We start from the raw sequence: 24,962 nt of genomic DNA, 5'->3' as shown, positions 1-24,962 counted from the left end.
GTATGTATGACTGTTTCAAGCCTCAAGCAGATGTTAGTTATGCCTAGTTTTGAATTTTTAACAGGTTTTAAATTAGCGATTAAGCGCCTTTGTAAAGAGCCTTTGGGTTTACTGGGTCTAATTCTTGTTACCTTAATTGTAGGGAGTGCAATCTTAGCGCCTTGGATAGTGCCTCACGATCCGATTGCTATTGATGTTTTGAATCGCTTAAAAGGGCCGTCGGCTGAGCATTGGCTTGGCACAGACCAACTTGGTAGGGATATTTTTTCCAGAGTATTAATGGGGAGTCAGGTAGCATTAAAAGTGGCTTTTTCAGCCATCTCATTAGCACTTGGTTTCGGTTTGTTGTTAGGGCTGATTGCAGGCTTTGGTCCAGCTTGGTTGGATCATATTATCGTGACCTTATTTGATACGGTTCGATCATTCCCAACGATCATCTTTGCTCTAGCAGTGGTGACATTAACAGGACCTAGCTTAACCACCATTATTCTAGTAATAGTGGTTACCTCAATACCCATTTATGGTCGTGTTGTTAGAACGCAAACTCAAGCACTTAGTGCACAAGAGTTTATTCTGGCTGAGCGAGCTTTGGGTGCCAGCATGCCAAGAATATTAGGTGTGCATATGCTTCCTAATGTTATTGGTCAACTTTTAATTCTTGCCAGTATGGATGTGCCTATTGTGATCACCATTGAAGCTGGCTTGAGCTTTTTAGGTTTAGGTATTCAGCCTCCAACGCCAAGTTGGGGCACTATCTTAAACGATGGTTACTTATTTATTCGTAATACTCCTTGGATGATTATAGCGGGCGGGATTCCTCTTATTTTATGTACCTTAGGTTTCACCTTTTTAGGTGAATCATTGAGGGATATTTTTGACCCTAAATTGCGTAAGGATATCTAATACCATGACTGAATTAATTTTAGATGTGCATGACTTATCGATTGATTACCGTACCCCAAGAGGTAAATTGAAAGCTCTACGCAATATTAATATGCAAATCCCGAAAGGAAAAATTGTAGGCATAGTTGGTGAGAGTGGATGCGGTAAATCTACCTTGATTGGTGCCATTATTAACTTACTCGCTTCCAATGCAGAAGTGACTAAAGGCGGTGTAAAACTTGCTGAAGATGAGCTGTTTAACTTGTCAAAAAAACAGATGCAAGCATTAAGAGGAGATCGTTTCTCTATGGTGTTTCAGGATCCAATGACGAGCTTAAATCCCGTTGTCTCGATTGGTAATCAAATGATAGATATTCAATACCGAGACAAAATAAGCAAAAAAGAGAAAGCGGCTAAGGCCGCTGCTATGTTAGATAAGGTTGGTATTCCTGATCCTGAAAGCCGCTTATCTCAATACCCACATGAATTCTCCGGCGGCATGTTACAACGAATTGCCATTGCTATGGCTTTATTAGTCGAGCCAGAACTATTGATTGCTGATGAGCCAACGACTGCACTTGATGCAACCTTAGAAGTGCAAATTATCTATCGTTTGAAAGAGTTACAAGCAAGCCAAGGGTGCTCTATTTTGTTTATCTCACACCATCTTGGTGTCATTGCTGAGCTGTGTGATGAAGTTGTGGTTATGTATTCGGGTGAGGTGGTAGAAAAAGGCAGTGTTAGGGATATCTTTCATAACCCTAGTCACCCTTATACCCAAAAACTTCTGCAATGTGATCCTGCTGCCATCAAACAAAAAACCAGAGACTTGCCGACCATTCTAGGTAGTTTACCCGATCTTATCGAAGTGCCTAAAGGGTGTATTTTTGCCGAACGTTGTGATTCTGCAAGTGCAAATTGCCATGAGAATAAGCCTAAAGTCAGTCAGTTAAATGATAATCATATGGCTAGTTGCCACTTATTGAATGAAGCAGGAGCTCTTTATGCTTAATTTATTAGAAGCTCGTGATGTGAGGGTACGTTTTCGTAGCAAATCCGTTATCAAGTCTTTAATTGAGCGTGATGATGACCCTTTTTTAGATGCCGTTTGTGGTGTTTCTTTAAATGTTAAACCTGGTGAGACCTTTGCAATAGTGGGAGAGAGTGGTTCGGGGAAAACCACATTAGCACGAGCTATCACAGGGTTAGTTAAAGCCCAAGAAGGCAGTATCAGATACCTAGATAAAGAGTTAATTGGTTTAAGTAGTTCACAGTTCAGACCTTTGCGTCGAGATATTGCCATGATGTTTCAAGACCCAATAGGGTCACTGAGCCCGCGCTTAACAGTCGAATCTCTTATTACCGAGCCATTTAAAATACACGGAGTCAAAGTTGATGATTATGCAGAAGAAGCAAGGCGGCTCTTATCTATGGTTGGATTACCTGCTCATTTTGCCAGTCGTTATCCTTTTCAGTTAAGTGGAGGTCAAGCGAGGCGAGTTGGGGTAGCAAGAGCATTGGCCCTTTCACCTAAACTCATTGTGGCTGATGAGCCAACCGCCGGGCTGGATGTATCTGTTCAAGGGGAAATACTTAATCTGCTAGCAACACTACAGAGTGAGTTAGGTCTAAGTCTGCTGATTATTACGCATAACTTAAGTGTTGTACGCCATATTAGTGATCGTATGGGGATAATGTACTTAGGCCGATTTATTGAGCAAGGCAATACAGATGATATTTTTGAGCAGGCTAAGCATCCTTATACTCAAGCTCTTTTGTCTGCTAATCATGACCCAGACCCAGACGCTCATTCAGAGCGGATTGAATTACAAGGAGAGGTTCCGAGCCTTTTACAGAGACCTATGGGTTGTGAGTTTCATACACGATGTCCACATGCCAAAGATATTTGTCGTTCTCAAGTACCTGAAATGAGGTATTCAACCAGTGGACATCAAGCCCAATGCCATCTTATTGACGCTATTTAATCTGTTGAGAGACTTGTTTATCGACTTGATAAATCAGTTTGCTTAAAACAGATACATGAATTGGATATATAGACTCACCAGTCTCCTGAAATGTATATCCACTTTTGGGCTGCTTTTATAGCAGCTCTTTTTTTGCTTTTAAATTTTAGAGAAAGCGCTTTAAAATGAAAAGGTCGTGGCCATGTTAGACGTAACACATATTTTATTATTGGTTTTTTTGATCTTAGCTAGTTATATACAAGCCAGTACGGGTTTTGCGTTTGCTCTCGTTGTCATGAGTGGTGTAACGGCTTTTGATTTAGCGCCTATTGAAGTAACCGCCTTTGTTGTCAGCTTCTTAAGCTTGGTAAACTCTTCTATTGGTTTACAAGGTCGCTTATGGCGTAAAGTTGATAAATTAGCGTTAGGGTATCTTTTAATTCCGTGTGTGCCGGCGACTTTTTTAGGCGTTTACTTATTAGCTTATTTTGGTGAGAGTCAGCTTGCTTTGCTCAAGCTCATTCTTGGCTGTTGTATTCTTATTAGTAGTTTAGCCATGCTAATTAAGGTGAGTGAAAAAACATCCAAAACGAGTAAATTTGGCTATCTCCTAAGTGGCCTTATTTCTGGTGTCATGGGGGGAATGTTTGCGGCTTTCGGCCCGCCTATGACTTATATTATGTATCGTCAAAACATTAGTTTTGAAACGATAAGAGCGACGCTTTTAATGGCGTTTACTTTTACTTCAGTGATTCGTTTAGCATTCGTCATAACCAGCCAAGAGGTGAATGAACAAGCCTACTTATTAAGTGCATTAGGTGTTCCTGTGGTTATTTTAGCGACCCTTGCAGTAGGTTATTTTCCGTTACCTTTTTCCTCAAAACGAATGAAGCAGTTTGTTTACCTTATTTTATTTACATCAGGATTCAGTTTAATTTTACAAGCAGTTTAATTGAGTCAAGACTAGTTAAGTGATTGTCTATAAATACTAATTTAGAAAATATTAAGTTGTTTTGGATTTATTGTTCTGATTAAGAAACAGATATTTCATAATGCGATGTTGACACAAATCACACACCTGACGTAAGGTAGGTGAATGAGTATTAATAAAGACACACGTACCGCCATCCTAGATGCAGCGCAAGACTTGGTTCAGCGCCAGTCAATCAGTGGGGTTAGTTTTCAAGAGCTAGCTAAACGCACGGGCATCAAAAAAGGGAGCATGTATTATCATTTTGAATCTAAAGATGATTTGACCTTGGCTTTATTAGAAAGGGCAAACATAGATTTACGTGAAAGTTTTGAGAGAGGTATAGGTAAAACACCAAAACAACGACTTGATTATTACTTTAATATCTATCGTTTATACGTGATTCCAAGCGAAAAACTTTGTCCAGCTGGCGCTTTTGCTGGTGAGTGGGATAAGTTATCGCCACCTGTTCAAGAAACGGTTAAAAAACTACTAATTACTCAGTCTAAAGGGCTCAAGAGTGTATTAACCGCTGGTATAGAAAACGGTGACTTTAAAGATCAAGGGCAAAGTATTGATGAACTTACCCAGTGGATAGTGTCATGTATACAAGGTTGTCTATTAGTGTGTCGCATCTATGACTCTAAACAAGCCTTTGAAAGTGCTGTGAAAGTCATCAACTGCTATCTAATGCCGGATCAAAGAACAGATTAAAAAAATTTGCCTTAAAAACCTACCTTACGTCAGGTTTAGGCTTTATTGAAAACACCTTATTAAAAGATGAATAGCCGAGGCTAAATGATGAATATCGCATTTACACTTTTCCGTTTAAAGAACCAGCTTACCAGCTTGATTGCTTCGGCGGATACTGCTCATAAATTTGCTGAAGTTTTCTTAAAACCTAAGCGTTCTGAAGTGAAAGATTGGGAGCTAAGAGCTGAATTAAAAGGTGAACGAATCAATTTAGGTGATGAAGTAAGCGCAATTAAATGGCGTGCTGAGGCAGCTAAATCAAATAATAAACAGATCTTGTTAGTACATGGTTGGGAAAGTAGGGCAACTCATATGTACGGTTTGGTCGATGGTTTGCTCGAACAAGGTTATAACGTAGTAGGCTTAGATATGCCAGGTCACGGCCAATCACCGGGGAAATCATCTAATGCTAACCTTTTTGCGCAAACGATATTATTAGCTGAGCAGTCTTTAGGCGAGTTTAGTGTAATTATTGGCCACTCTATGGGGGCTTCTGCTACGTCTATCGCCGTCGGTCAGGGTGTATCGCCAGAGAAAATGGTTTTAATATCTGGCCCTTCTTCAATTGAAAATTCAATTAGACATTTTGTTAGTTTAATCGGTTTTAATAAGCGGACTTCTGATCATTTCATTGCTCGTATTGCTCAATATGTGGGTGTTCCATTTCATCAACTTGATGCCACTAACTTATTACAAGAATGCCAAATCCCCACTCTGTTGATTCATGATGAGAGTGATAAAGAGGTACTGCACAGTGAATCTAAACGACTGGAAAGTGTGCTACAAAATGCTCACTTGATGACAACTCAAGGTTTTGGACATAGAAAAATTCTAAAAGCTCAGCCAGTTCTGAAGGCGATCTCAGATTTTGTCGCCAGTGATACTCATTTCTTTAATCTTGTTAAAGGTAAGTAAATTAAATAGTTAACTTCTTCTTATATACCGGTTAAGTCTGTCAGCTTGATTGGTATTTTTAGCCAACTAGCTAGTAATAGTTAGTTGGTTTTTTTTGCCTATCACTAAATCTCGTTCAGAGGTTCGTTTTTTCTTTAGAAAACTTTGATATTTGTGAGTCTCGTTCATTAAAAATCATAAAATTAAACGTATAAATCCCTGTGCATAAATTAATTTCACCTATAATTCTTTACAGATAACAATAGGATATGAAAGGTTAAACAGGGAGATTGTATGGACATCAAAAAGACAAAAATTATGTTCTTTTCGTTCTTAACCACGTTTTTACTTGTTGATGTAATCAGCGCTTTTTTTCAAGACCATATAGAGCCAATGTTGAGTATTATGTTTGCTCTAACATCATTTCTTCTGTTCGTTTTAGGTTTTTATATATTTAACATTGTTGAGAAAATTATCTTTTTTAAAGATAAAGAGCTTGATGACTTTACTCATAAGTTGGAAATGAAAAATGATGAAGATCATTCTGTTTTTGAGAATATTTTAAATGAAAATATTTTTTTGAAAGAACGCGTTTTTATTCAGTCTAAAGCAATTGAAATTGCTAATGTGGGCATAACTGAATTTTATAATAATGATTTTAGCTGCACAGTTTGTTATGTGAATGATGAATATTTAAATATCACCGGAAAAGGTAAAGAAAGTGTTTTAGGGGAGTCATCTCTTTTTATTAAAAAAATAAAAGAGAGTGCATCTGAATATGAAAAGTTTTCTCAATCTCTTTCTAACTATGATACTTATGAAACGACGATTCAAGATGTTAAGAACAATGGTACAAGCTATTGGAATAATATTCATATTTTGCCCATTTTCAATAAAGAAAACTGCGTAGATCGATTTCTTGCAGTACATATAGATATTACTGAAATCTGTAACGCAGAAAACTTCTCAGAGTCTGCCAATCTTGCCTTAGAAGAAATATTACATACAACAAATAATAAATTAGAAAGCTCCCAGAATAGAATGAAGGCCGTATTTAAATCAGCTATCGACGGTATGTTTATCGCTAATGATAATGAAGAGTTATTAGATATTAATGAATCAGCGCTGAAAATGTTTGGATACGAAAAAGAAAATATTATAGGAAAACGTTTTAGTACTTTATTAGAGTTTTCTGACGATTCTGATATGAACCTTGTGAGTATTAACTATATTACCCAAACACAATTATCTGGAGAAACAATAGAAACAACGGGTAAATCTTGTGATAACGAAATCTTCCCACTTTCTATTCATGCTAATAGTTTCGTTTTTAATAATGAAATATTTTACTTCGGTACTTTACGGGATATCAGTGTTGCTAAAGTGACAGAATATGAACTGAATCTTAGTAAAAAGCATTTGCAGAAAATTCTTCATAGGTTAAACCTAGCAACAGAAGCAGGAGGAATAGGAATCTGGAACTGGAGCTTCATAACTAATGAATTAGAGTGGGACGATAGAATGTATTCTCTCTACGACATTGATAAGGAAGATTCGCTTAATAATTATGAAATGTGGCGTGGCAGAGTCTTACCTGAAGATGTTGACACTGCCGAAAATGAACTCGCATTAGCCAGAGAAACTTTATCTCAGTTTAATAGTGAGTTTAGAATTCGATTGAAGTCTGGTGAAGTGCATTGGATTAAGGCGGCTGCCGATGTCATTTTTGATGAGGATACAGGTGAAGCAGTCGGTATGGGTGGGGTGAACATAGACATCACCAAGGAAAAAAATGCTCAAGAATTCTTAAGACAAGAGAGTGAAATAGCTCAAGCAGCCAATGAAGCTAAATCTATGTTTCTCGCAAATATGAGCCACGAAATACGTACACCAATGAATGGTGTTGTTGGTATGGTGAGCTTGTTACATGAAACGGATATGAACCAAGATCAGCAAATTATGGTCTCAACCATTCGGGACTCAGCGCTAACCTTGCTTAATATTATTAATGATATTTTGGACTTCTCAAAAATTGAAGCAGGGCAAATGTCATTAGAAATTATTCCAGTTGATTTTCAATTAGTGGTAGAGCGAACCGCAGATGTACTTTGGCTACAGGCCAATAATAAGAATATTTCTATTTATATAACCCACGACCCCAAAATACCGCAAACAATAATGAGTGATGGTGTGAGGCTGAGCCAAATTCTGATCAATGTATTGGGTAATGCAGTGAAGTTTTGTGGAGGCGATGAGCATTCATTCGGAGAGATTTGGCTTAAAACCTATTTAAATAGCCAGGGTGATAAAGACTCGGTTGATATTATTATTGCAGATAATGGTATTGGCATGACAAAAAAACAATTATCTAAATTGTTTACCGCATTCACTCAAGCTGACACTTCGACCACTCGTATGTATGGCGGCACAGGGCTAGGCCTATCAATTACCAAAACCTTACTGGAAATGATGGGAGGCACTATTAGTGTTAAAAGTGAAATAGGAATGGGGAGTACTTTTAAAATTAACGTTCCTATTGAGACCGCCTCTTTAAATCAGCAAGAAAGCAATGAAATAGACCTAAGCTCAAAAAAAATATTATGTATTTATAGTGATGCGAACTTAAAGTCCGCAGTACAAGAAAACCTGGAATATTATGAATGTGACTTAAGCTTTGTGACTACGATAGACAAAGCAGAAGTGGTGTTGTGTCATGCTAAAAATGAAGGTGAAGCCTTTGACATGCTGCTACTTTGTCCTGAATACAGTCTTGATGATATTCAAGAGCGAAAAGAAAGTCATGTTGGTTATGATGCCTACGATGATCTGAAAATTGTCTCAATGACAAATAACCCTTCTAAAAGTAAAGGTATAGTAAAACCTAACTCCTACATATTGGCCGCTCATCCACTAAAGCCTAGCAATTTCATTAATGCTATAGCCTCTTTGTTTGGCATTTGTAGTCCAAATATTCAGAGTGATAGTACGTTAAAAGAGGCTTTGTTAGACAGTTCAAATGATAGTTCTGTTGGTACCGACGCTTTTATTTTAGTCGCTGAAGATCAGCCAACCAATAGAGATGTACTGCAACGTCAGTTAACGCGCTTAGGCTATCGCTGTGAAATGGCAAATGATGGTAAAGCGGCGTTGAACAAATGGAAAAAAGGCGAGTTTGATTTAATTCTAACGGATTGTCACATGCCTATTATGGATGGCTTTGAATTAACCAAAGAAGTGAGGTTAATGGAAAGCCAAGATAAAAGTTTAGGGCACACGCCGGTTATTGCAATTACGGCCAACGCATTAGTTGGTTCAGCAGAGCAATGTATTGCCTCTGGTATGGATGATTACTTATCGAAACCTGTGGAGTTATCAGAGCTAGGTAAAGCTTTACAGAAATGGATTAGACAAGCTTCTTTAACCAGAGCTGTTGAAGGGAAAGAAGAGACTCAGTTAAATCATAAGTCTATCGATATTGCTGAAGCCATAGATAACAGTCCGATCAATCTTTCTAAGCTAAATGATATTTTAGGTACTTTAGATGATGAGGTGATAATTCCACTTTTAGAAGGGTATTGGGAATCCGTTTGCGATGACTTTGATAAGTTAAAACAGGCATTAGATTTACATAATAGTCAGGAACTTCAAGAGCTTGCTCATGCTGCGAAAGGGGCTGCGAATTCAGCCGGTGCAGATGCATTAGCTGAACAACTACTCAAAATTCAGAATACGGCAACACAACAAGAGTGGGATGAACTAAGCGAACTTTATGCTAAAAGTGTGAACGAGTTGGAAAAAATCAAACAGTATCTGCAACAGGAAAGTATTATTTAACTCAGGGTGGGATTAATTATGAAAAGCGCTTCAATGACCATTCTAGTGGTGGAAGACCATGACTTTTCTAGAAAACAAACCTTAGCAATGCTGCTACGTGTTGGCTTTGAAAATGTTTTATCGGCTAAAAATGGTGATCTTGCAATTGAGCGTCTTAATCAGCATAAAATTGACCTAGTGATCACTGATATCAATATGCCAAGTATGAATGGTATGACATTGATAAAGCAGATTAGGCTTGGAAAAACGAAAAACAACAAAGCGCTTAAAATTATCGCGGTGACCTCTTACTCAAATATAAAGGTGATAACCACCTGTATGGAGTTAGATATTGATGGTTTCTTAGTGAAGCCTCTCGCGGTTAAACCTTTAACTGAGAAGATAAACAGTGCTGTTTTAGAGTCATCTAGCTTGTATCATGAAGCTAGGTATCAAGATGTTGAAACCATTTTTGATAGTTTAAGTGACGATACTTTAAGTCTGGCTGAGGTTGATGACTTTTGTGAGAATGCCTCATTACCTAGTCTAGAAGGTATTCAAAGCATTCCGAATATCAAGCAACTCAAAGAAGGTATGGTATTGGTGGAGGGCATCTTTACCAAAAATGGCTCCTGTTTGATATGTGCTGGTATCGAGCTAAATGAAAAGCATCTAAACCGGTTAATTGAATTAGAAAGCATAGTCTTAACAAGAGAAATAAAGGTCACATTAGCTTCAAATACAGCCGTTACTTAGCTTGTTTTGAAAGCTTCAGCAGATAGTTATAGCCTCATATCTAAAGGCTAAACTGATCAGCGTTACACTTGAAAGTAATCAGACGAAATTAACTCAATTCAAAACATCTCTATTAACTCATTAAGGTATTAGTTTCACTCGAACTAACATATCACCTGACAGCCGCTCTTTTTTGGAATAAATTTTGGGGTTGTTTGAGATCCAAAAAAAGCATGGGCGCGACGATTAAGAAGAGCACAATGTTGGATACAGGCATAGCCAACCAAACCCCATCTAGCCCAAAAAACTTGGGTAAAAGATATAAGAAAGGTAGCTGAATAAACATATTTCCGAATGCGATACTTAGTGCCTTTCCTGGTTGATTGACACTGGTAAAATAAATAGATGCCAGCATGATAAAGCCATCAAGAGCCAGTGCGAATAGGTGTAACTGAATACCGTGAATCGTTGCTTGCGCTAAGGCCTCGTCTTCATGATTAAAGAGTTGAATTAGCTCATTAGGGAAGAGGTTTAGCAGTAATGTCCAACTAAGTCCTGCGAATAAGGTGACTTTAATGGATAGCATGACTAAAGCCTGAATATCACTTTGTCTTTTGGCTCCAAAAAAGTAGCTGATAGGAGGTTGAGACCCATCAGCTATACCTTCTGCAACAAAGTAATATATGACCATTAGATAACCGACTATGGCATAGGCGCCAACGGTAAGTGCATTGCCGTACTCCATAAATAAGGCGTTATGCAGGCCCACCATAACGCTGGTGTATAAATAAATGATGAGACTTGAAGATCCTAAGGCGATCACCTTTTTAGCTAGACTAGGGTCAAAAGTAAGGTAGGAATCTTCTGCTTTATTTTGAGTTCTATCCTCAGTGCCACTTTCTAATTGAAAAGGCTTTGTTGAATAGTGGCTGAAGAAATAGCTAAGACCCAAGATACAAACAATAAGTTGAGCAATTAGAGTCGCAATCGCGGCGCCTGCTAAGCCTAGATTGAAATAATCAATAAATAGGTAATCTAATACAATATTGAGTAAGGCGCCAAAGCCCATTAACCCTGTGGCGATCATAGGGCTATTATCATTTCTAATCAGTAAGGGAAGGGCTGCGGCAAAAATGCTAAGAACACCGCCTATGCTAAACCAATCTAGATAAGCTTTGGCTAGAATAATTCCTTCTGATGTTCCTGATTGGAGCTCTAATAAAAGCTCACCCATTAAACTCAATGAAAAAGATGAAACAAGGCCAAGGGCTATCATGACATACAAACTTGTCATTAAAAGCTTAGCGCTATAGTTGGATTTAGCGTTAGAGCCCTGAGCTATTTCAGACTCACCTTGGTGGATAGATAACAGACTACCGGCGCCTATTCCCACCATGATGCCAAAGCCCACCAAAAAAAAGATAATTGGCCAAGCCATGTTAATTGCTGCCAAACCGCTGTAACCAATTACCTTACCAATGAAAATACCATCGACAACCTGATAAAGCCCATTCACCAACATGGCGGTAATCGCGGGTAAGCTATAGCGCCAAAATGTACTGCGAATGTATTTAGCTTGCGTTTGTTTTGTCATAGATGTGTTCATGGGCAATAGCTGTCTGTGTCCGAGAATATATTCACATCAGGATAACCTTATAATAAGATTGATGTTAGTTAGTTGTTATCTCTTTTAGAGATGTAAAAAGAGAGTGTTAAGCTGAGGAGTGCTCATGAATTGGACATTAGATGAATTAACTGCGTTTGTTTATTCAGTTAAGTTTGGCTCTTTTTCGGCCGCGGCACGAAAAATGGGAAAAGTGCAGTCTCGTATTAGTACGGCAATAGCAAACCTTGAGGCAGACTTAGGCTTTGAGCTGTTTGATCGAAGTGCCAAGTTGCCAGTTTTAACAAAAGATGGTGAGCAAATGTTTATCGAAGCACAAGCTGTGCTTGCTCAGTGTCAGCGTCTTGAGGCGAGAGCAAAAGCAGTAACCATAGGTGAAGAGTTGACTCTCAAAGTCGCCTTGGATGAAGCGGTTCCTAATACGGCTTTTGAAGTCATGTTTCAGCGATTAGCGGATGAATTCCCTTCGTTAAAACTCACTATCATTAATGGTTCTCAAGAAGATATCGCCCAATGGGTAGAGCAAGGTATTGCCGATATCGGTATTATGTTTTACATCAGCACCTTAGCTGACTCACTTGAGTTTATGTCGATTGGACACTTTAGGCATAGTCTAGTTGTAAGCGCTCAACATCCATTAGCTCAATTTAAAGCACCGACAATTCACCAATTAGCCCAGTATAGACAAATCATTATTTGTGATCGAAAAGGTCAAACCCAAGAGCCGCCTTTATCAGCAAACCACTGGCAAATAGACAGCTACTATTATATTTCTATGATGGTGATGAGAGGTGTTGGTTGGGCTTTGATTCCTGAGCATGTGGCGAAATCTGATTGGGTATTAGAAGAGTTGGTGGAGCTTTCGAGTGAGTGCATTCCTTCCCCTTTGATGGTGGAGATTGGTGTGGTGAACCGTCGAGATAAAGCCATTGGCCCTGTGATGACTTGGTTGTTTGAAGCTTTAGATTCTTTACTAGCAGAAGCTAAATAACGAATAAAAGGATGATGAAATGAAAGGGGTCAGACTTTAGCCCCTTTGTGTTTACTATGATTATCCTGGCTGAATATGTTTATTGGTTAGGTGTTTATCCCATACTCTAGCAGGTAGTAAATCCATTACCCTGGTTAGAAAGGCAATGACAATAAATGAGAATAGGATTCTAGCCCAAAAAACACCTGCGAAGTCAGCGCCTAATAAGAGCATGAGAATTGTGTCTTCTATCATGCTATGACAAAGGGCGAGTAAGCTCATAGAAGCGAAAATATCTCGTCTTGAAACATGTCCTTGTCTTGCTTCATTAATCAACAAACCACCACCAAAACTAATTCCTAAGGTAAAGCCAACGATAGTAATGGTTGTTGCTTGACGGCTGATCCCTAGCATTCGTAATAAGGGTGACAGCATATAGCCCATCAGTTTTTCAATGCCCAATAGTTTGAGTATTTTTAGCGCAAATAAGAGGCCCGCAATGATAATTTGAATCATGATTAAGCTTTCAATCTGCCCCTTGGCCCAACCAAGTAAACTCGTGTCAGCAGGCTCAGGCTGCCATGACAATTGATTAACCTCTTGTAGGTAATCAAATTCAAGGTAAAGCTTGTTGAGTATCCATGCCAGCACTAAACCGCCTCCAACCCTAAGTAAAAGCGTAAATCTAAGGCGAATACCTGCCTGTTGAGCAATACGCGCTTCAACGGGGAGTCCATGGGCAAAGAGCATGAGAATACAAAGAACCGTTACTTGCGCAACTGTTAGTGTTTCTGCTTGCTGAGCATAGAAGAAGACCAGCATACCAGCATAAATGTTGGTCAATATAGTGGTTGCCCAAACAATCCCCATAGACTCAGGTAAACCAACCCAATGCATAATTGGGCCGAGAACCAAGGCAAAGTACTCTAAAAAGCCAAGACTTTCTAAAATCTTTACCACTATGATGGTGGGGATCATAAGTTTAAAAAGAGTGTAGGAAACATCCCATATTTCGATTAGCAGTTCTTTAAAAAAAGTTTTCATTTTTGTGTCGCTCAAATTAACTTTGTGATGATTTACAGAACATAATTTTAAATAAATGCAAAAATATATTATTTCTTATATTGTCTTATTTAATTAATATTATTTCTCATTTATGAGATATGTTGATGGTGAATTAATTAATGATCGAGCTAGACGAAATAGATAAACGAATTTTAAGGGTTCTTCAAAAAGACAATAAAATCACCAATGCGGCTTTGGCTGACATGATTAGCCTATCCGCTCCCGCTTGTCTAAAGCGAGTAAAAGCACTTTATGACAAAGGCGTGATCGAGAAGAGTGTTGCCATTCTTAATCCTCATCTTATCGGCGAAGGTATTGTGATTATTGTTGAGGTTGAGATGGAAAGGGATAGGCGTGATATGAATGAGCTCTTTATCAAGCGTATTCAAGCCAGCCCTGAGGTCACTCAGTGTTATCAAGTAACGGGAGAAGTCGACTTTGTATTGATTGTGAATGTGGCGAATATGAAGATGTTTAAAGACTTTTCAAATCGAGTGCTTTACGGCGAGACGAATATGCGTAAATTTAGAACCTTGATATCCATGACTCGTAATAAGTTTAGTACCGAGATTGCCCTCTAGAGAAATACCTTTATTGAGAGTTGGTTTGAGGCAGTGAGATTTTCTCTTTTTGCTGCCATTCAAGTTTGAGTATTTGACGTGATCTAGGGTAATTCTCCGCTAAGACTTCAACCTTATTGATCCTATCCGTGCGAAAGTGACGAAAATCTTGGCGGCTTTCACACCAGGCAACAACTAAGCGGACACTATGAAAATAGGCAACCATAATAGGCCAGATAATCCTGTGGCTGATATTTTCTTTAACATCTTTATAGGCAATGAAGAGCTTATTTTGTTGTCTAATGGCTTCTCTTACATCGTCCATATTAATGCTGTCTTCAACTGCTTGAGCGAAGTTTGCAGATACCAAATTAGTATCCAGAACGACACTTTGTAAGTGCTCAGGTACCACCTCTTTAATTTTTTCTAATAAAGAGCTAGCTGACTGACTTAGGTATTTATCTCCCCTTTGGCTCACCCAATGGGCGCCAAGTGCGACGGCTTCTAATTCATTAGCTGTCAGCATTAGAGGTGGCATTTCATAACCCGGTTTCAGCACATAGCCCACACCTGCTTCACCATGAATCGGAACAAGTTGATTCTGAAGTTCTGCAATGTCTCGATAAATTGTACGTACAGATACTTCAAATTTATCCGCCAGCTGTTGTGCTTTGACAGGGTATCTGGCGTTTCGAAGCAGTTGAATAATGCTAAATAATCGATTTGTGGGTAACACCTTCACTCCTTTTACTCATGCTCAATAAGGATGAGATTCTTATTGAGGCAGGAACTTTTTCAGCATTTAGTCAGTTCATTTCATCACGCCAAGATCGCTTTTTAATTTGGGTAAGGAAAATGGCCTTTTTTAGCGATAAAGAAGCAGTATAACAAAACCCTACTGACAAGATATGTCAGTAGGGTTTGGCCGAATAAGTTTAGGCTTGTTCCATAATGACGATGGCTTGAGTGTGTTCTTCTAGGGCATCGAAAATATGGGCCTGATCTGCAGGGTAGCTGATGTAATCGCCTGGATATAAGGTATGGGTTTGCTCATTAGGGCCGACTAGAGCGCTGCCTTGAGTGACAATAATGTGCTCGACAACACCGGTCATATGGGGCTCTGATTGCCTTGCTTGCCCTGGTTCAACCATTATCTGATAAATGTCTCGGCGCGCAGCTGATGGGCAGGCTGATAAAAGCAAACTTGTATAATTTGCATGTTCAGACTCTATTTTTATGCCATCCCCTTTGCGAATTAATTGGATCTCGTTTTGTACCGGCTCAATTAATTTAGAAAAAGGTACTTTTAACGCAATGCTTAAAGCCCAAAGCGTCTCTAGGCTTGGATTCCCAATACCAGATTCCAACTGGGATAGAGTGGATTTTGCTATGCCAGCCTGACGGGAAATTTCTGCCATAGATAAGCCCGTCTTACGCCTTTCTCTGACCAATGCTTTAGCAACAATTTCAATAGGAAGTTGGTTTTCTTTAGTCATAAATATTTGCCTGTTCGATATAAAATACAAACGTTCGTCTTGACGATGTAATAGGTTTTGTTCATTATATCGATCAAACGTTCATGATGGAAATGGTGTTATGAAAAAACTTATTCGTTCAAACTCTTCTCAATTAGGCTTTCAAATACTTTTTGTTTGTCTTGCTGATGCCCTTGTTGGTGTGTCCTATGGCGCTTTAGCGATAAGCCTTGGATTTGATTTATGGGTACCTCTTTCCTTATCCATTTTAGTACTAGCAGGGGCCTCTGAATTTTTATTTATCGGTATTGTTGCGTCAGGTGGTGGGGCTGTTACTGCTGCCATAGCGGGTTTATTGGTTAACTCACGCTTATTAGCATTTGGTCTTAGTTTGAATACGCAATTAGGAAAAGGCTGGCGTAGGTTTCTTGGGTGCCATTTGATGAATGATGAATCGGTTGTATTTGGAATTAGCCAACCAAGCTCTGAATTGAACAAGAAAGCTTATTGGCTCTCTGGGCTAGGGATATTAGTTGCTTGGCCATTGGGCGTTTACTTTGGTGCTGTATTGGGAGAAATCATTGAGAGCACCCATGCTTTAGGATTAGATGTGATGTTTCCTGCTATCTTGATTGCACTTGTATTACCTAAGCTAAATAGCTCGACAATGCGAGTGACAGCTTCGACTGGCGCCGTGCTTTGTGTGGCGAGCACACCTTTTTTACCTGCTGGTCTTCCTGCCTTACTTTCTTTAATGGGTATTTTTATGAAGAGGGTAACTAGCAATGGATAATCAAAATATTTTGTTAGGTATTTTAGTGCTTGCCCTTGGCAGCTACAGCTTAAGACTAGCTGGTCCGTACTTGCGACAGCAGCTTACAAGGTTTCCTAATATAGAAGTATTATCAAATGAGCTAGGCCAAATACTTCTCTTTAGTTTGGCAATTGCAACGGCATTGTTCGAGGCGAATGAGTTTGCTGGTTTTGCCCGTTTGATGGGTTTTATTGTGGCTGCGATTCTGGCTTATAAAAGAGTCCCTTTGCTGATTGTTATCCTATTGGCGGCATCTACTACGGCACTACTGAGATTGTTAGGAGTCAGCTAAATCTAAAGCGAATATATATATTTTGTTTTCACCTTTAATTTTTCCAAAAGCAAAGCTAGGCTGAAAGAATCGTTATTTAAAGCTAGGAAATGGTGAGTTAAAACAATAAGTAGTAACCAGCAATTTATTGGTCCTCTTACTTTTCAAGTGTGCTTATCAAGAAACCTATTTCTTTCATAAATCTTGTTTGCTTTAAGGTGTCTTTATGGAAATCAGTGATTTATTAGAACAGACCGACAAGTTACCTAATGTTCCCGAAGTGGTTAGAGAGTTAATGCAGGCTTTAGGTGATCCAGATGCAGATTATAATTTGATAGCGGAAAAGGTCGCGAAGGACCAAACCTTATCACTTAAAATTTTACGACTAGTGAACTCTGCACATTTTGGCTTGACAAGAAAAGTGTCCACTATAGACGAAGCCGTGGTTATTTTAGGCATGGATAAACTTAACACCTTAGTGATCGCCTCTGGTATGGCTAACTCTGCGTCAGAGGTTGACGGTCTAGATATGAGAGAGTTTTGGAGCGATAGTTTTATGGTTGCCTCTATTGCTCAATGGTTGGCGCAAAGGTCTGATACAGTTCGGGCGGATGTGGCTTTCACCACAGGTGTAATTTATAACATAGGACGACTTTTACTTCATTTGGCTGCGCCAAAACGTGCTAAAGCAATACAAACTTTGGTAAAAGAAACGAAAGCTAGTCGAGTTGCTGCAGAAACTGAGCGTTTAGGTTTTACCTCTCAAGATGCAGGTAAGGCCCTATTAGATATGTGGGGGCTACCAGAAGAACTAGGTGTTGCAATCAAACAGTATAAGCGACCTTATACCTATGAAGTGCCATCTCCTTTAAGTGCAATATTAAACCTAGCCAATTATATTAATGGCGCTATTACGGATAAAAGAGAAATAGATGAGGTTATTGTCTTTATGCCTAAAAAGGTTATTCAGCTTGCTGGTCTTAAGGTAGAAATACTGGACGATGTAGAAGGTGTATTGAATATGGAATCTGGTCTAGATGGCCTTATATAGAAAAGGTACTTTGATGCACCTTTCTCTATATAAGTAGCTTTTAAGCAACTGATTAAACTTTGAGTCTAAACAACATCTACTTCGAATTTGCCTAGATTTTCAATTTCCCCCGTTAGCTTATCGCCAACTTGTATTGCGCCAACGCCTGCTGGTGTACCTGTCATAATGAGGTCACCAGGGGCGAGTTCATAATAGTTAGAGAGATAGCTGATCATTTCAGCTGTTTTCCAAATCATTTGGTTCAGGTCCCCTTGTTGACGGACCTCATCATTGACTCTAAGGCTTATACTACCTTGCTGTGGATGGCCTATTTTACTTGCTGGGTAGATAGGGCTGACAGGAGCTGATTGCTCAAACGCTTTGCCAATTTCCCATGGTCTTCCCATTTTTTTCATTTGCGCTTGTAAGTCACGGCGTGTCATATCTAGACCCAAGGCATAACCGTAGACATGGTTTAGAGCTGCATCTAGCGGGATATTCTTGCCACCTTTTTCTAGTGCAATCACCAGCTCCATTTCAAAGTGAACGTCTTGACTCATACTCGGGTAGGGGAATTGACCTGAGGTATTAATGTTATCTGTGTTTTTCTGAAAGAAAAAAGGAGGTTCTTTATCTGGATCATGGCCCATTTCGATAGCGTGATCAGCATAGTTTCTACCAATGCAATATACCCTACGAACAGGGAATACTTGATCGCTGTTTTGAATGGTGATTGTAGTTGGCTCTGGTGCCGGAAAAAGAAGATTACTCATACTGCTACCTGCATTTAAATCATGAGAGTGAAAACCATGTGAGTGTAAGCCATGGATGATGCTTTTTTAAAGTACAAAAAAAGCCTAGGCACATAAAGAGCCTAGGCTTTTTGAGTTATTTGAAAACCTTATTTAAAGGCTTTTCAAATAACAAGGACTAACGCTTTAATTGCGAGTTACGATTAAAGTGCTGCTAGTGCTTCGTTTAGTGTCGCACTTGGACGCATTACTTTAGCAACTTCAGCTAGATCCATGTGGTAATAACCTTCAAGACCCGCTGACTTACCTTGAACTTCATTTAATTCAGCGACAATTTTTGCTTCGTTTGAAGTTAGTGTACTTGCTAGTGTTGCAAACTTAGCCGCAAGTTCTGCATCATCAGATTGTGCTGCAAGTGCTTCAGCCCAGTACATAGCTAGGTAGAAGTGGCTGCCACGGTTATCAAGTTCGCCAGCTTTACGAGATGGTGACTTATTAGTATCCAATAAACGCTCTGTCGCTTGGTCTAGTGTTGCTGCAAGTACTTTAGATTTAGCGTTGTCATTTTTGATGCCAAGCTCTTCTAGAGAAACTGCCACAGCCAAGAACTCACCTAGAGAGTCCCAACGTAAGTGGTTTTCTTGAACTAGCTGTTGTACGTGCTTAGGAGCAGAACCACCTGCACCTGTTTCATACATGCCGCCGCCAGCTAGCATAGGTACAACAGAAAGCATTTTTGCAGAAGTACCAAGCTCAAGAATTGGGAATAAATCAGTTAGGTAATCACGTAGTACGTTACCCGTTACCGAGATAGTGTCTAGGCCACGCTTGATGCGTTCCATAGAGAAACGAATTGCTTCGTTGTAAGACATAACGCGGATATCTAGACCTTCAAGATCGTGGTCTTGTAGGTATAGCTCAACCTTCTTACGAAGTTCGTTATCATGTGGACGTTCTTCGTCTAACCAGAAAACGGCTGGTGTATTAGATTGACGAGCACGAGTAACACCTAGTTTCACCCAGTCACGGATAGGCGCATCTTTAGTTTGGCATGCACGCCAGATATCACCTTTCTCAACATTGTGTTGCATCAACACAGTGCCGTTTGCATCAACAACGCGCATTACGCCGCTTTCAGCAATTTCGAATGTCTTGTCGTGAGAACCGTATTCTTCCGCTTTTTGAGCCATAAGACCAACGTTAGGTACAGTACCCATAGTGGTTGGATCGAATGCACCATTTGTTTTACAGAAGTTAATTGCTTCTTGGTAAATACGTGCATAAGTTGACTCAGGCATAACAGCTTTAGTGTCTTTCAACTTGCCGTCACGGCCCCACATCATACCTGAGCTACGAATCATTGCTGGCATAGACGCATCAACGATGACATCACTTGGTACGTGAAGGTTGGTAATACCACGTACAGAGTCAACCATAGCAAGCTCTGGTCTGTGCTCGTAGCAAGAGTGGATAGTTTCTAGAATCTCTTCCTGCTGAGAGTGAGGAAGTGATTTGATCTTATCAGTAACACTGCCTAGACCGTTGTTAGGGTTTACGCCTAGCTCTTCAAAAAGTTCACCGTACTTATCAAATAACTCTTTATAGAAAACAGTTACCGCGTGACCGAATACGATAGGGTGAGACACCTTCATCATGGTTGCTTTAACGTGCAGAGACCACATGATGTTGTTTTCTTTAGCGTCGTTTAGAGACTCTTCAAAGAAAGCACGTAGTTTTTTGCTGCTCATGTTCATGCTGTCTAGAACTTCGCCCGCTTGAAGAGGCAATACTTTCTTAACGCTAACTTCACCCGCTTCAGAAACAAACTCAAGACGTACTTCTTGTGCTTCTTTGCTTGTTGTTGATTGCTCGCTTGAGAAGAAGTCACCGTCACGCATGTAGTCAGCGTGAGTTTGAGAAGACTTATTCCAAACACCCATAGAGTGTGGGTTTTTACGTGCAGATGCTTTAACAGCAGAAGGTGCGCGACGGTCAGAGTTACCTTGACGTAGAACTGGGTTTACCGCGCTACCTAGAATTTTTGCATAACGTGCTTGAACGTCTTTCTCTTCATCAGAGTTAGCAACTTCAGGGTAGTTAGGAACGTTAAAACCTTGGCTTTGAAGCTCAGCAATACAAGTCGTTAGCTGAGGAAGAGAAGCACTGATATTAGGTAGCTTAACAATGTTAGCGTCTTCTTTAAGAGTAAGTTCGCCCAAAAACTTAAGGCCATCTACAATTTTTTGTCCATCTTCTAGTTTTTCTGGAAAGCTAGAAATAATACGGCCAGCTAAAGAGATATCGGTAAGCTCGATTTCAATGCCCGCTTCTTTTGTGAAAGAACGAAGAATTGGAAGTAATGACGCTGTCGCAAGAGCGGGTGCTTCATCCGTCAAAGTGTAATAAATAGTTTGATTATCTGACATGTGGTTTTCCCCTAACGTTTACAAGCAGTATTGTAAAATGAATGTAAGAGGGCTTTTGGCCCCCTTGATTAGCGAGTAAGAGTGTCACTCCGCTAAAATAATCTGTTCGAAAAATTCGCCGACATATAGTACATAAAAATGAAAGTTAAGGGGGTATTTGACATATCAACTAAGGATATAGTCATAATTTCGTATAGTGATTGATGCTTTAAAAGCATTTAATATCAATGGCTTAACTTGTTTGTGTTATAAAGTTACTAAATTGTTAATAAATTAAATAATGGCTTAGACAGTGCTTTTTTAGGGATAATTTGGGGCAGTTTACGAATGATATTGTCAGAAAATTTAAAACTTATTGTGATTGACCCAGATAAAAATACAGAGGGAAAGCATAAAAATGCCATTCAGTTTGAACTGGTCTCTTATAATCTTGTCAGATAATTTCAATTTTGTTTGTGTGTTACTAAGGCGCTTGTATGAGATTTGATCCTAGGTTGTTTTTACTCACTAGTGTAGCGCTAATTGCCTTTGCTGGAAATTCATTTTTATGTCGCTGGGCACTTGCGGGACAACAAATAGATGCTCTTAGTTTTACTCTTATTCGGTTATTGTCCGGCGCGATTACTTTAGTTTTCTTATTTGTACTCTTAGAAAGAAAGCCTGTTGCTCAAGTGTTTGCTCTCAATTTAAACAAAGCTGATGTAAGGCCAAGAAGTTTCAAGCAAAGAGTAATGCCTATATTCGGCCCCTTTTTACTTTTTACCTATGCGGCTGGCTTTTCCTACGCTTACCTATCTTTAGAAACAGGCATAGGCGCACTTATTCTTTTTGCTGCTGTGCAAATTAGCATGATAGGCATTAATGTCGTAAAAGGAGAAAGGCCTAATTTAGTACAATGGATCGGCATACTTTTGAGCTTTAGTGGTTTCATTTACCTTTTATTGCCAACTTTATCGTCTCCAAGCTTAAAAGGTTTTGTCTTGATGACAATCGCTGGGGTTGCCTGGGGTGTGTATAGCCTACTCGCTAAGCAAAAAACTGATGTAAATGAATCCGCTTTAATGAAAACAAGCCGCAACTTTATTTGGTCTATGCCCTTCGTAATGCTTCTGCTTATTGCTAACTTGCTTTTTGTAGGGGGAGATAACTTATTAATTGAAGCAAATGGGATTTACTTAGCAATAGTATCCGGTGCACTTACCTCGGGTATAGGCTATGCCATTTGGTATCAGGTAGTGAAGCAACTAAGTGGTACGCTCGCCTCAGTGAGTCAGTTACTTGTCCCTGTGATTGCAACGGCTATGGGCATAAGCTTTTTGGGAGAAGGGATAGAATTACACTTTGTTATATCAAGCGTCATGGTTTTGGGTGGTGTGATGATTGTCTTACTTAAAAAAGCCTAGTCGACTTTATCTCTGTAGCTTGTGCAAGAATGAGATAGTTAAACCTGACATGAGTTGTCAGGTTTAACTTTGGTGCTTTTACTCTTTTGGCGCTTCTGGGCAAAGAGAAGCATAAGCTGTATTAAAAGCGCCTTCTTGAAACGCTTTAAGGCCAGTTGCTGCAAAAGGGACTGGCATAGGCGTGTATTTGATACGAGATTTGATCTCAGCATTATTCATTAAAGTAACATTGACTGTATCAATTAATTGAATCGCTGACTCCATCTTGAAGCCTACAGAACCCCCGGCAAATTTACCCTTGGTCGGGCGCTCGCGGATCACGACTTCATCAACTTTATAGTCCTCAAAAAGTTTTTTTAATGTGAATTGAAAGCTTTTTAAGTTCTCGCTTAATTCTGATTTCACCAAGGAGACGCGAGTTTGACGACAATCCGCTATTTGAAATAATCCATCTTGCTTCGAAAGTAAGCACAAGATGGCATCACTACCTTTAATTTCAATGCCACAGGTTAACATTTTAAGATCCTAATCGGGTTTTAGTGGCGCTATTATCCCATAAAACCTAAGCCACGCCCTAACCCTAAGCCAATTTTTCTATTTGAGATTAAAATACTGTTTTATAAGGTGTTTTAAATGCCGAATATTGAAGTAAGTCGTACTGGTAATTTAGTTAAAACAGGGTGGGAAAGTACTGTAAAAATGCTAAGTGAAGAATAAAACACTGTATTGCTCTTGATATCTCTTATTTAAAAGTCAAATACGCTATTATTGCCGAATAAAATTTCGTTAAATTAAAAAAAACAAAATTTTAAACTACTTCCTTTTCGATTTTCACACTTTTGTTTGTATTTAGGTTTTATTATGAGTCTTGACTCGCTCAACATTGTTCCTCCTAGCTTAATGTCCCTTGATGATATTTTACCCCAAGAACCTCTGTTAATGATGGGGGCTGGTCCTGTGCCAATTCCCGCCCGTGTCGCCAGAGCAAACTCTTTAGTGGTAAACCATCTTGGTGGTGCTATGGCTAAGGTAATAGAGCAAGTGAAAGTCATGGCTCAGTATGTATTTCAAACACGTTCACCTTGGGTAATGGGTGTAGCAGGCCCTGGTTCTGCTGCAATGGAAATGGCAGCAGCAAACTTGATTGAACCAGGTGATACTGTTTTAAGTATCAGTAATGGTTTTTTCAGTAATCGTATGGCGCAAATGGCGGCACGTGTTGGAGCCAATGTGATAGAGCTGAAAATCGATGTTAAATCCGCTGCTGATCCAAGCTTGATTAGAGAAGCTATGGCGCAACATAACCCAAAAGTACTTACCATGGTACAAGGGGAAACCTCTAATACAGTGTGTAATATCCACTTAAAAGAGATTGCGAGCATTGCGAAAGAGTACGCTTGTTTAGTGGTTGTCGATGCGGTTTGTACTTTAAGTACCATGCTGTTAAAAATGGATGAGTGGCAAATTGATGCTGTGATCACAGGCGGCCAAAAAGGCTTATCTTCGATTCCAGGTGTGTCTTTGTTAGCTTTTTCTGAGGCGGCTTGGCAACGTATTCAAGAAAGAGAAACGCAAGTAGTGCAGTGGTGTCTTGATGCTAAGTTAGCCACTAACTTTTGGCATAAGGACGGTTACCACTATACCGCACCTGTATCTGGCATTATGGCTTTGCACGAAGCGCTTAAGCTTGTATGCGAAGAAACCTTAGAAGCACGATTCAATCGACACCTGAAATGCTCGAAAGCATTACAGCAGGGAATCGAGTCTATGGGGTTAGAGCTATTTGTACCTGAGCACTCACGCTTAAACTCGGTAATCGGCATTTGTATTCCAGAAGGTTTAACTGCCATGGATATCTGTCACCACATTTCTCATAAGTACCGGGTAGAAATTGCAGGCTCATTTGGCCAGCCTGTTGTTCGTATCGGCCAGATGGGAGAACAATGTCGTGAACATAACCTTTTCAGAGCGCTTCATGCGTTTGGAAGTAGTATGAGAGACTTGGGTGTAAAAGTGGACTTGCCAACAGGTATGGCGCAATTAGAAGTCTATTTGCAGAAAACACCTAAACACTTTTCTTAAATTAGAATGTGTTTTCTAATAGTTTTTTTCTATTAATCTGATGATTACAAATAATTTGCAAATATAAATGAGAATATTTATCAATTATTGTTGAAAACCGTTCTCATTACTACTAAACTCTATTTCAGGTTGAATAGTAATGAGATTGTTTCTTATGTACGTTTGTATTTGCAAAGGGATTACCCAGAAAGAGATTCAGAGCGCGGTTGAAGCGGGAGCTAGCCTGCGTGATATTCGTAAGTCTATGGGTGTAGCGTCAGAATGTGGGTCTTGTGGCCAATGTGCTAAACGCTTGGTTAAACAAACTCAAGATGAAATGCGCATGATGGATAGCTTGGCATACGCTGTCTAACGCAAAATTACTATTACACAGAATTTAAAAAAGGCGATCTAAGCTAATTAGATCGCCTTTTTTGGTTTTAATCATTAGATAACAAGATGCTTTCTCGTTAAAAATTAATCCCTTTTCTTCTGAATTT

General features: G+C 39.4%; 23 protein-coding genes. 16 read left to right on the top strand and 7 right to left on the bottom strand.

Going from position 1 to position 24,962, the window contains the following annotated elements:
* Nucleotides 1-6 precede the first annotated feature (6 nt).
* The 8 genes from OA91_RS06525 to OA91_RS06490 all read left to right on the top strand — a co-directional run bounded on the left by OA91_RS06525 (nt 7) and on the right by OA91_RS06490 (nt 10,032).
* A complete protein-coding gene (locus tag OA91_RS06525) occupies nt 7-903 on the top strand; it encodes an ABC transporter permease (protein ID WP_197477756.1) in 897 nt (298 codons plus the stop codon).
* Between the two features lie 4 nt (nt 904-907).
* On the top strand, nt 908-1,894 hold the full coding sequence (locus OA91_RS06520) for an ABC transporter ATP-binding protein (protein WP_063337323.1): 987 nt from the start codon (nt 908-910) through the stop codon (nt 1,892-1,894).
* Nucleotides 1,887-2,867 carry an ABC transporter ATP-binding protein gene (locus tag OA91_RS06515; RefSeq protein WP_082827813.1) on the top strand — a complete coding sequence of 327 codons (981 nt, stop codon included), beginning with the start codon at nt 1,887-1,889 and terminating at the stop codon, nt 2,865-2,867. The genes OA91_RS06520 and OA91_RS06515 overlap by 8 nt, the downstream gene beginning before the upstream one ends.
* A 181-nt stretch (nt 2,868-3,048) precedes the next feature.
* Nucleotides 3,049-3,798, top strand: coding sequence for a sulfite exporter TauE/SafE family protein (locus tag OA91_RS06510; RefSeq protein WP_063337322.1), 750 nt, complete (start codon nt 3,049-3,051; stop codon nt 3,796-3,798).
* Between the two features lie 144 nt (nt 3,799-3,942).
* Nucleotides 3,943-4,530, top strand: coding sequence for a TetR/AcrR family transcriptional regulator (locus OA91_RS06505; RefSeq protein ID WP_046017036.1), 588 nt, complete (start codon nt 3,943-3,945; stop codon nt 4,528-4,530).
* A gap of 87 nt (nt 4,531-4,617) precedes the next feature.
* Complete coding sequence (locus OA91_RS06500) at nt 4,618-5,484, top strand: alpha/beta hydrolase (RefSeq protein ID WP_063337321.1); 867 nt, start codon at nt 4,618-4,620, stop codon at nt 5,482-5,484.
* Between the two features lie 273 nt (nt 5,485-5,757).
* Nucleotides 5,758-9,297: a PAS domain S-box protein gene (locus OA91_RS06495; RefSeq protein WP_063337320.1), complete on the top strand. Its 3,540-nt coding sequence runs from the start codon at nt 5,758-5,760 to the stop codon at nt 9,295-9,297.
* An 18-nt stretch (nt 9,298-9,315) separates the two neighbouring features.
* Complete coding sequence (locus OA91_RS06490; protein ID WP_063337319.1) at nt 9,316-10,032, top strand: response regulator; 717 nt, start codon at nt 9,316-9,318, stop codon at nt 10,030-10,032.
* A gap of 151 nt (nt 10,033-10,183) precedes the next feature.
* On the opposite strand, the gene OA91_RS06485 is transcribed toward OA91_RS06490, so the two are convergent.
* Nucleotides 10,184-11,605, bottom strand: a complete 1,422-nt coding sequence (locus OA91_RS06485) for an MATE family efflux transporter (RefSeq protein WP_231870325.1) — start codon at nt 11,603-11,605, stop codon at nt 10,184-10,186.
* Between the two features lie 136 nt (nt 11,606-11,741).
* Here OA91_RS06485 and OA91_RS06480 point away from each other — a divergent pair, with 136 nt between their 5' ends.
* The gene (locus OA91_RS06480; protein ID WP_063337317.1) at nt 11,742-12,626 is read left to right on the top strand and encodes a LysR family transcriptional regulator; all 885 of its coding nucleotides are present in this window, start codon (nt 11,742-11,744) and stop codon (nt 12,624-12,626) included.
* A gap of 60 nt (nt 12,627-12,686) precedes the next feature.
* On the opposite strand, the gene OA91_RS06475 is transcribed toward OA91_RS06480, so the two are convergent.
* Nucleotides 12,687-13,649 carry a nucleoside recognition domain-containing protein gene (locus tag OA91_RS06475; protein ID WP_063337316.1) on the bottom strand — a complete coding sequence of 321 codons (963 nt, stop codon included), beginning with the start codon at nt 13,647-13,649 and terminating at the stop codon, nt 12,687-12,689.
* Nucleotides 13,650-13,789: 140 nt separating this feature from the next.
* On the opposite strand from OA91_RS06475, the gene OA91_RS06470 reads away from it, so the two are divergent.
* Complete coding sequence (locus tag OA91_RS06470) at nt 13,790-14,251, top strand: Lrp/AsnC family transcriptional regulator (RefSeq protein ID WP_063337315.1); 462 nt, start codon at nt 13,790-13,792, stop codon at nt 14,249-14,251.
* 10 nt (nt 14,252-14,261) lie between these two features.
* On the opposite strand, the gene OA91_RS06465 is transcribed toward OA91_RS06470, so the two are convergent.
* Both OA91_RS06465 and OA91_RS06460 read right to left on the bottom strand, forming a co-directional pair.
* The gene (locus tag OA91_RS06465; RefSeq protein WP_046017043.1) at nt 14,262-14,966 is read right to left on the bottom strand and encodes a helix-turn-helix transcriptional regulator; all 705 of its coding nucleotides are present in this window, start codon (nt 14,964-14,966) and stop codon (nt 14,262-14,264) included.
* A gap of 199 nt (nt 14,967-15,165) precedes the next feature.
* Nucleotides 15,166-15,726 (bottom strand): helix-turn-helix domain-containing protein, encoded by a 561-nt coding sequence (locus tag OA91_RS06460; RefSeq protein WP_063337314.1) that lies wholly within the window; start codon nt 15,724-15,726, stop codon nt 15,166-15,168.
* 100 nt (nt 15,727-15,826) lie between these two features.
* Here OA91_RS06460 and OA91_RS06455 point away from each other — a divergent pair, with 100 nt between their 5' ends.
* The 3 genes from OA91_RS06455 (at nt 15,827) to OA91_RS06445 (ending at nt 17,841) form a co-directional block, all read left to right on the top strand.
* The gene (locus OA91_RS06455; protein WP_046017045.1) at nt 15,827-16,498 is read left to right on the top strand and encodes an AzlC family ABC transporter permease; all 672 of its coding nucleotides are present in this window, start codon (nt 15,827-15,829) and stop codon (nt 16,496-16,498) included.
* The gene (locus OA91_RS06450) at nt 16,491-16,811 is read left to right on the top strand and encodes an AzlD domain-containing protein (RefSeq protein ID WP_063337313.1); all 321 of its coding nucleotides are present in this window, start codon (nt 16,491-16,493) and stop codon (nt 16,809-16,811) included. Before OA91_RS06455 ends, OA91_RS06450 begins: the two co-directional genes overlap by 8 nt.
* 205 nt (nt 16,812-17,016) lie before the next feature.
* The gene (locus OA91_RS06445) at nt 17,017-17,841 is read left to right on the top strand and encodes an HDOD domain-containing protein (protein WP_063337312.1); all 825 of its coding nucleotides are present in this window, start codon (nt 17,017-17,019) and stop codon (nt 17,839-17,841) included.
* Between the two features lie 65 nt (nt 17,842-17,906).
* On the opposite strand, the gene OA91_RS06440 is transcribed toward OA91_RS06445, so the two are convergent.
* Together OA91_RS06440 and OA91_RS06435 are read right to left on the bottom strand one after the other, a co-directional pair.
* Nucleotides 17,907-18,593 (bottom strand): fumarylacetoacetate hydrolase family protein, encoded by a 687-nt coding sequence (locus OA91_RS06440; RefSeq protein ID WP_063337311.1) that lies wholly within the window; start codon nt 18,591-18,593, stop codon nt 17,907-17,909.
* A 182-nt stretch (nt 18,594-18,775) separates the two neighbouring features.
* Nucleotides 18,776-20,998 carry an NADP-dependent isocitrate dehydrogenase gene (locus OA91_RS06435; protein ID WP_046017049.1) on the bottom strand — a complete coding sequence of 741 codons (2,223 nt, stop codon included), beginning with the start codon at nt 20,996-20,998 and terminating at the stop codon, nt 18,776-18,778.
* A 476-nt stretch (nt 20,999-21,474) separates the two neighbouring features.
* On the opposite strand from OA91_RS06435, the gene OA91_RS06430 reads away from it, so the two are divergent.
* Complete coding sequence (locus tag OA91_RS06430) at nt 21,475-22,401, top strand: DMT family transporter (RefSeq protein WP_063337310.1); 927 nt, start codon at nt 21,475-21,477, stop codon at nt 22,399-22,401.
* Nucleotides 22,402-22,479: 78 nt separating this feature from the next.
* Here OA91_RS06430 and OA91_RS06425 read toward each other — a convergent pair whose 3' ends face one another.
* Nucleotides 22,480-22,917 carry a DUF3010 family protein gene (locus OA91_RS06425; RefSeq protein ID WP_046017050.1) on the bottom strand — a complete coding sequence of 146 codons (438 nt, stop codon included), beginning with the start codon at nt 22,915-22,917 and terminating at the stop codon, nt 22,480-22,482.
* Between the two features lie 345 nt (nt 22,918-23,262).
* On the opposite strand from OA91_RS06425, the gene OA91_RS06420 reads away from it, so the two are divergent.
* Together OA91_RS06420 and OA91_RS06415 are read left to right on the top strand one after the other, a co-directional pair.
* Nucleotides 23,263-24,483, top strand: a complete 1,221-nt coding sequence (locus OA91_RS06420) for a pyridoxal-phosphate-dependent aminotransferase family protein (RefSeq protein WP_063337309.1) — start codon at nt 23,263-23,265, stop codon at nt 24,481-24,483.
* A 139-nt stretch (nt 24,484-24,622) separates the two neighbouring features.
* Nucleotides 24,623-24,835, top strand: a complete 213-nt coding sequence (locus OA91_RS06415; protein WP_231870324.1) for a (2Fe-2S)-binding protein — start codon at nt 24,623-24,625, stop codon at nt 24,833-24,835.
* Nucleotides 24,836-24,962 lie beyond the last annotated feature (127 nt).

It is taken from the genome of Marinomonas sp. SBI8L, from assembly GCF_001624705.1.
Lineage (GTDB): Bacteria > Pseudomonadota > Gammaproteobacteria > Pseudomonadales > Marinomonadaceae > Marinomonas.
Note: the sequence above shows the minus strand (reverse complement) of the source record. Positions and strands in the feature narration are given on the sequence as shown.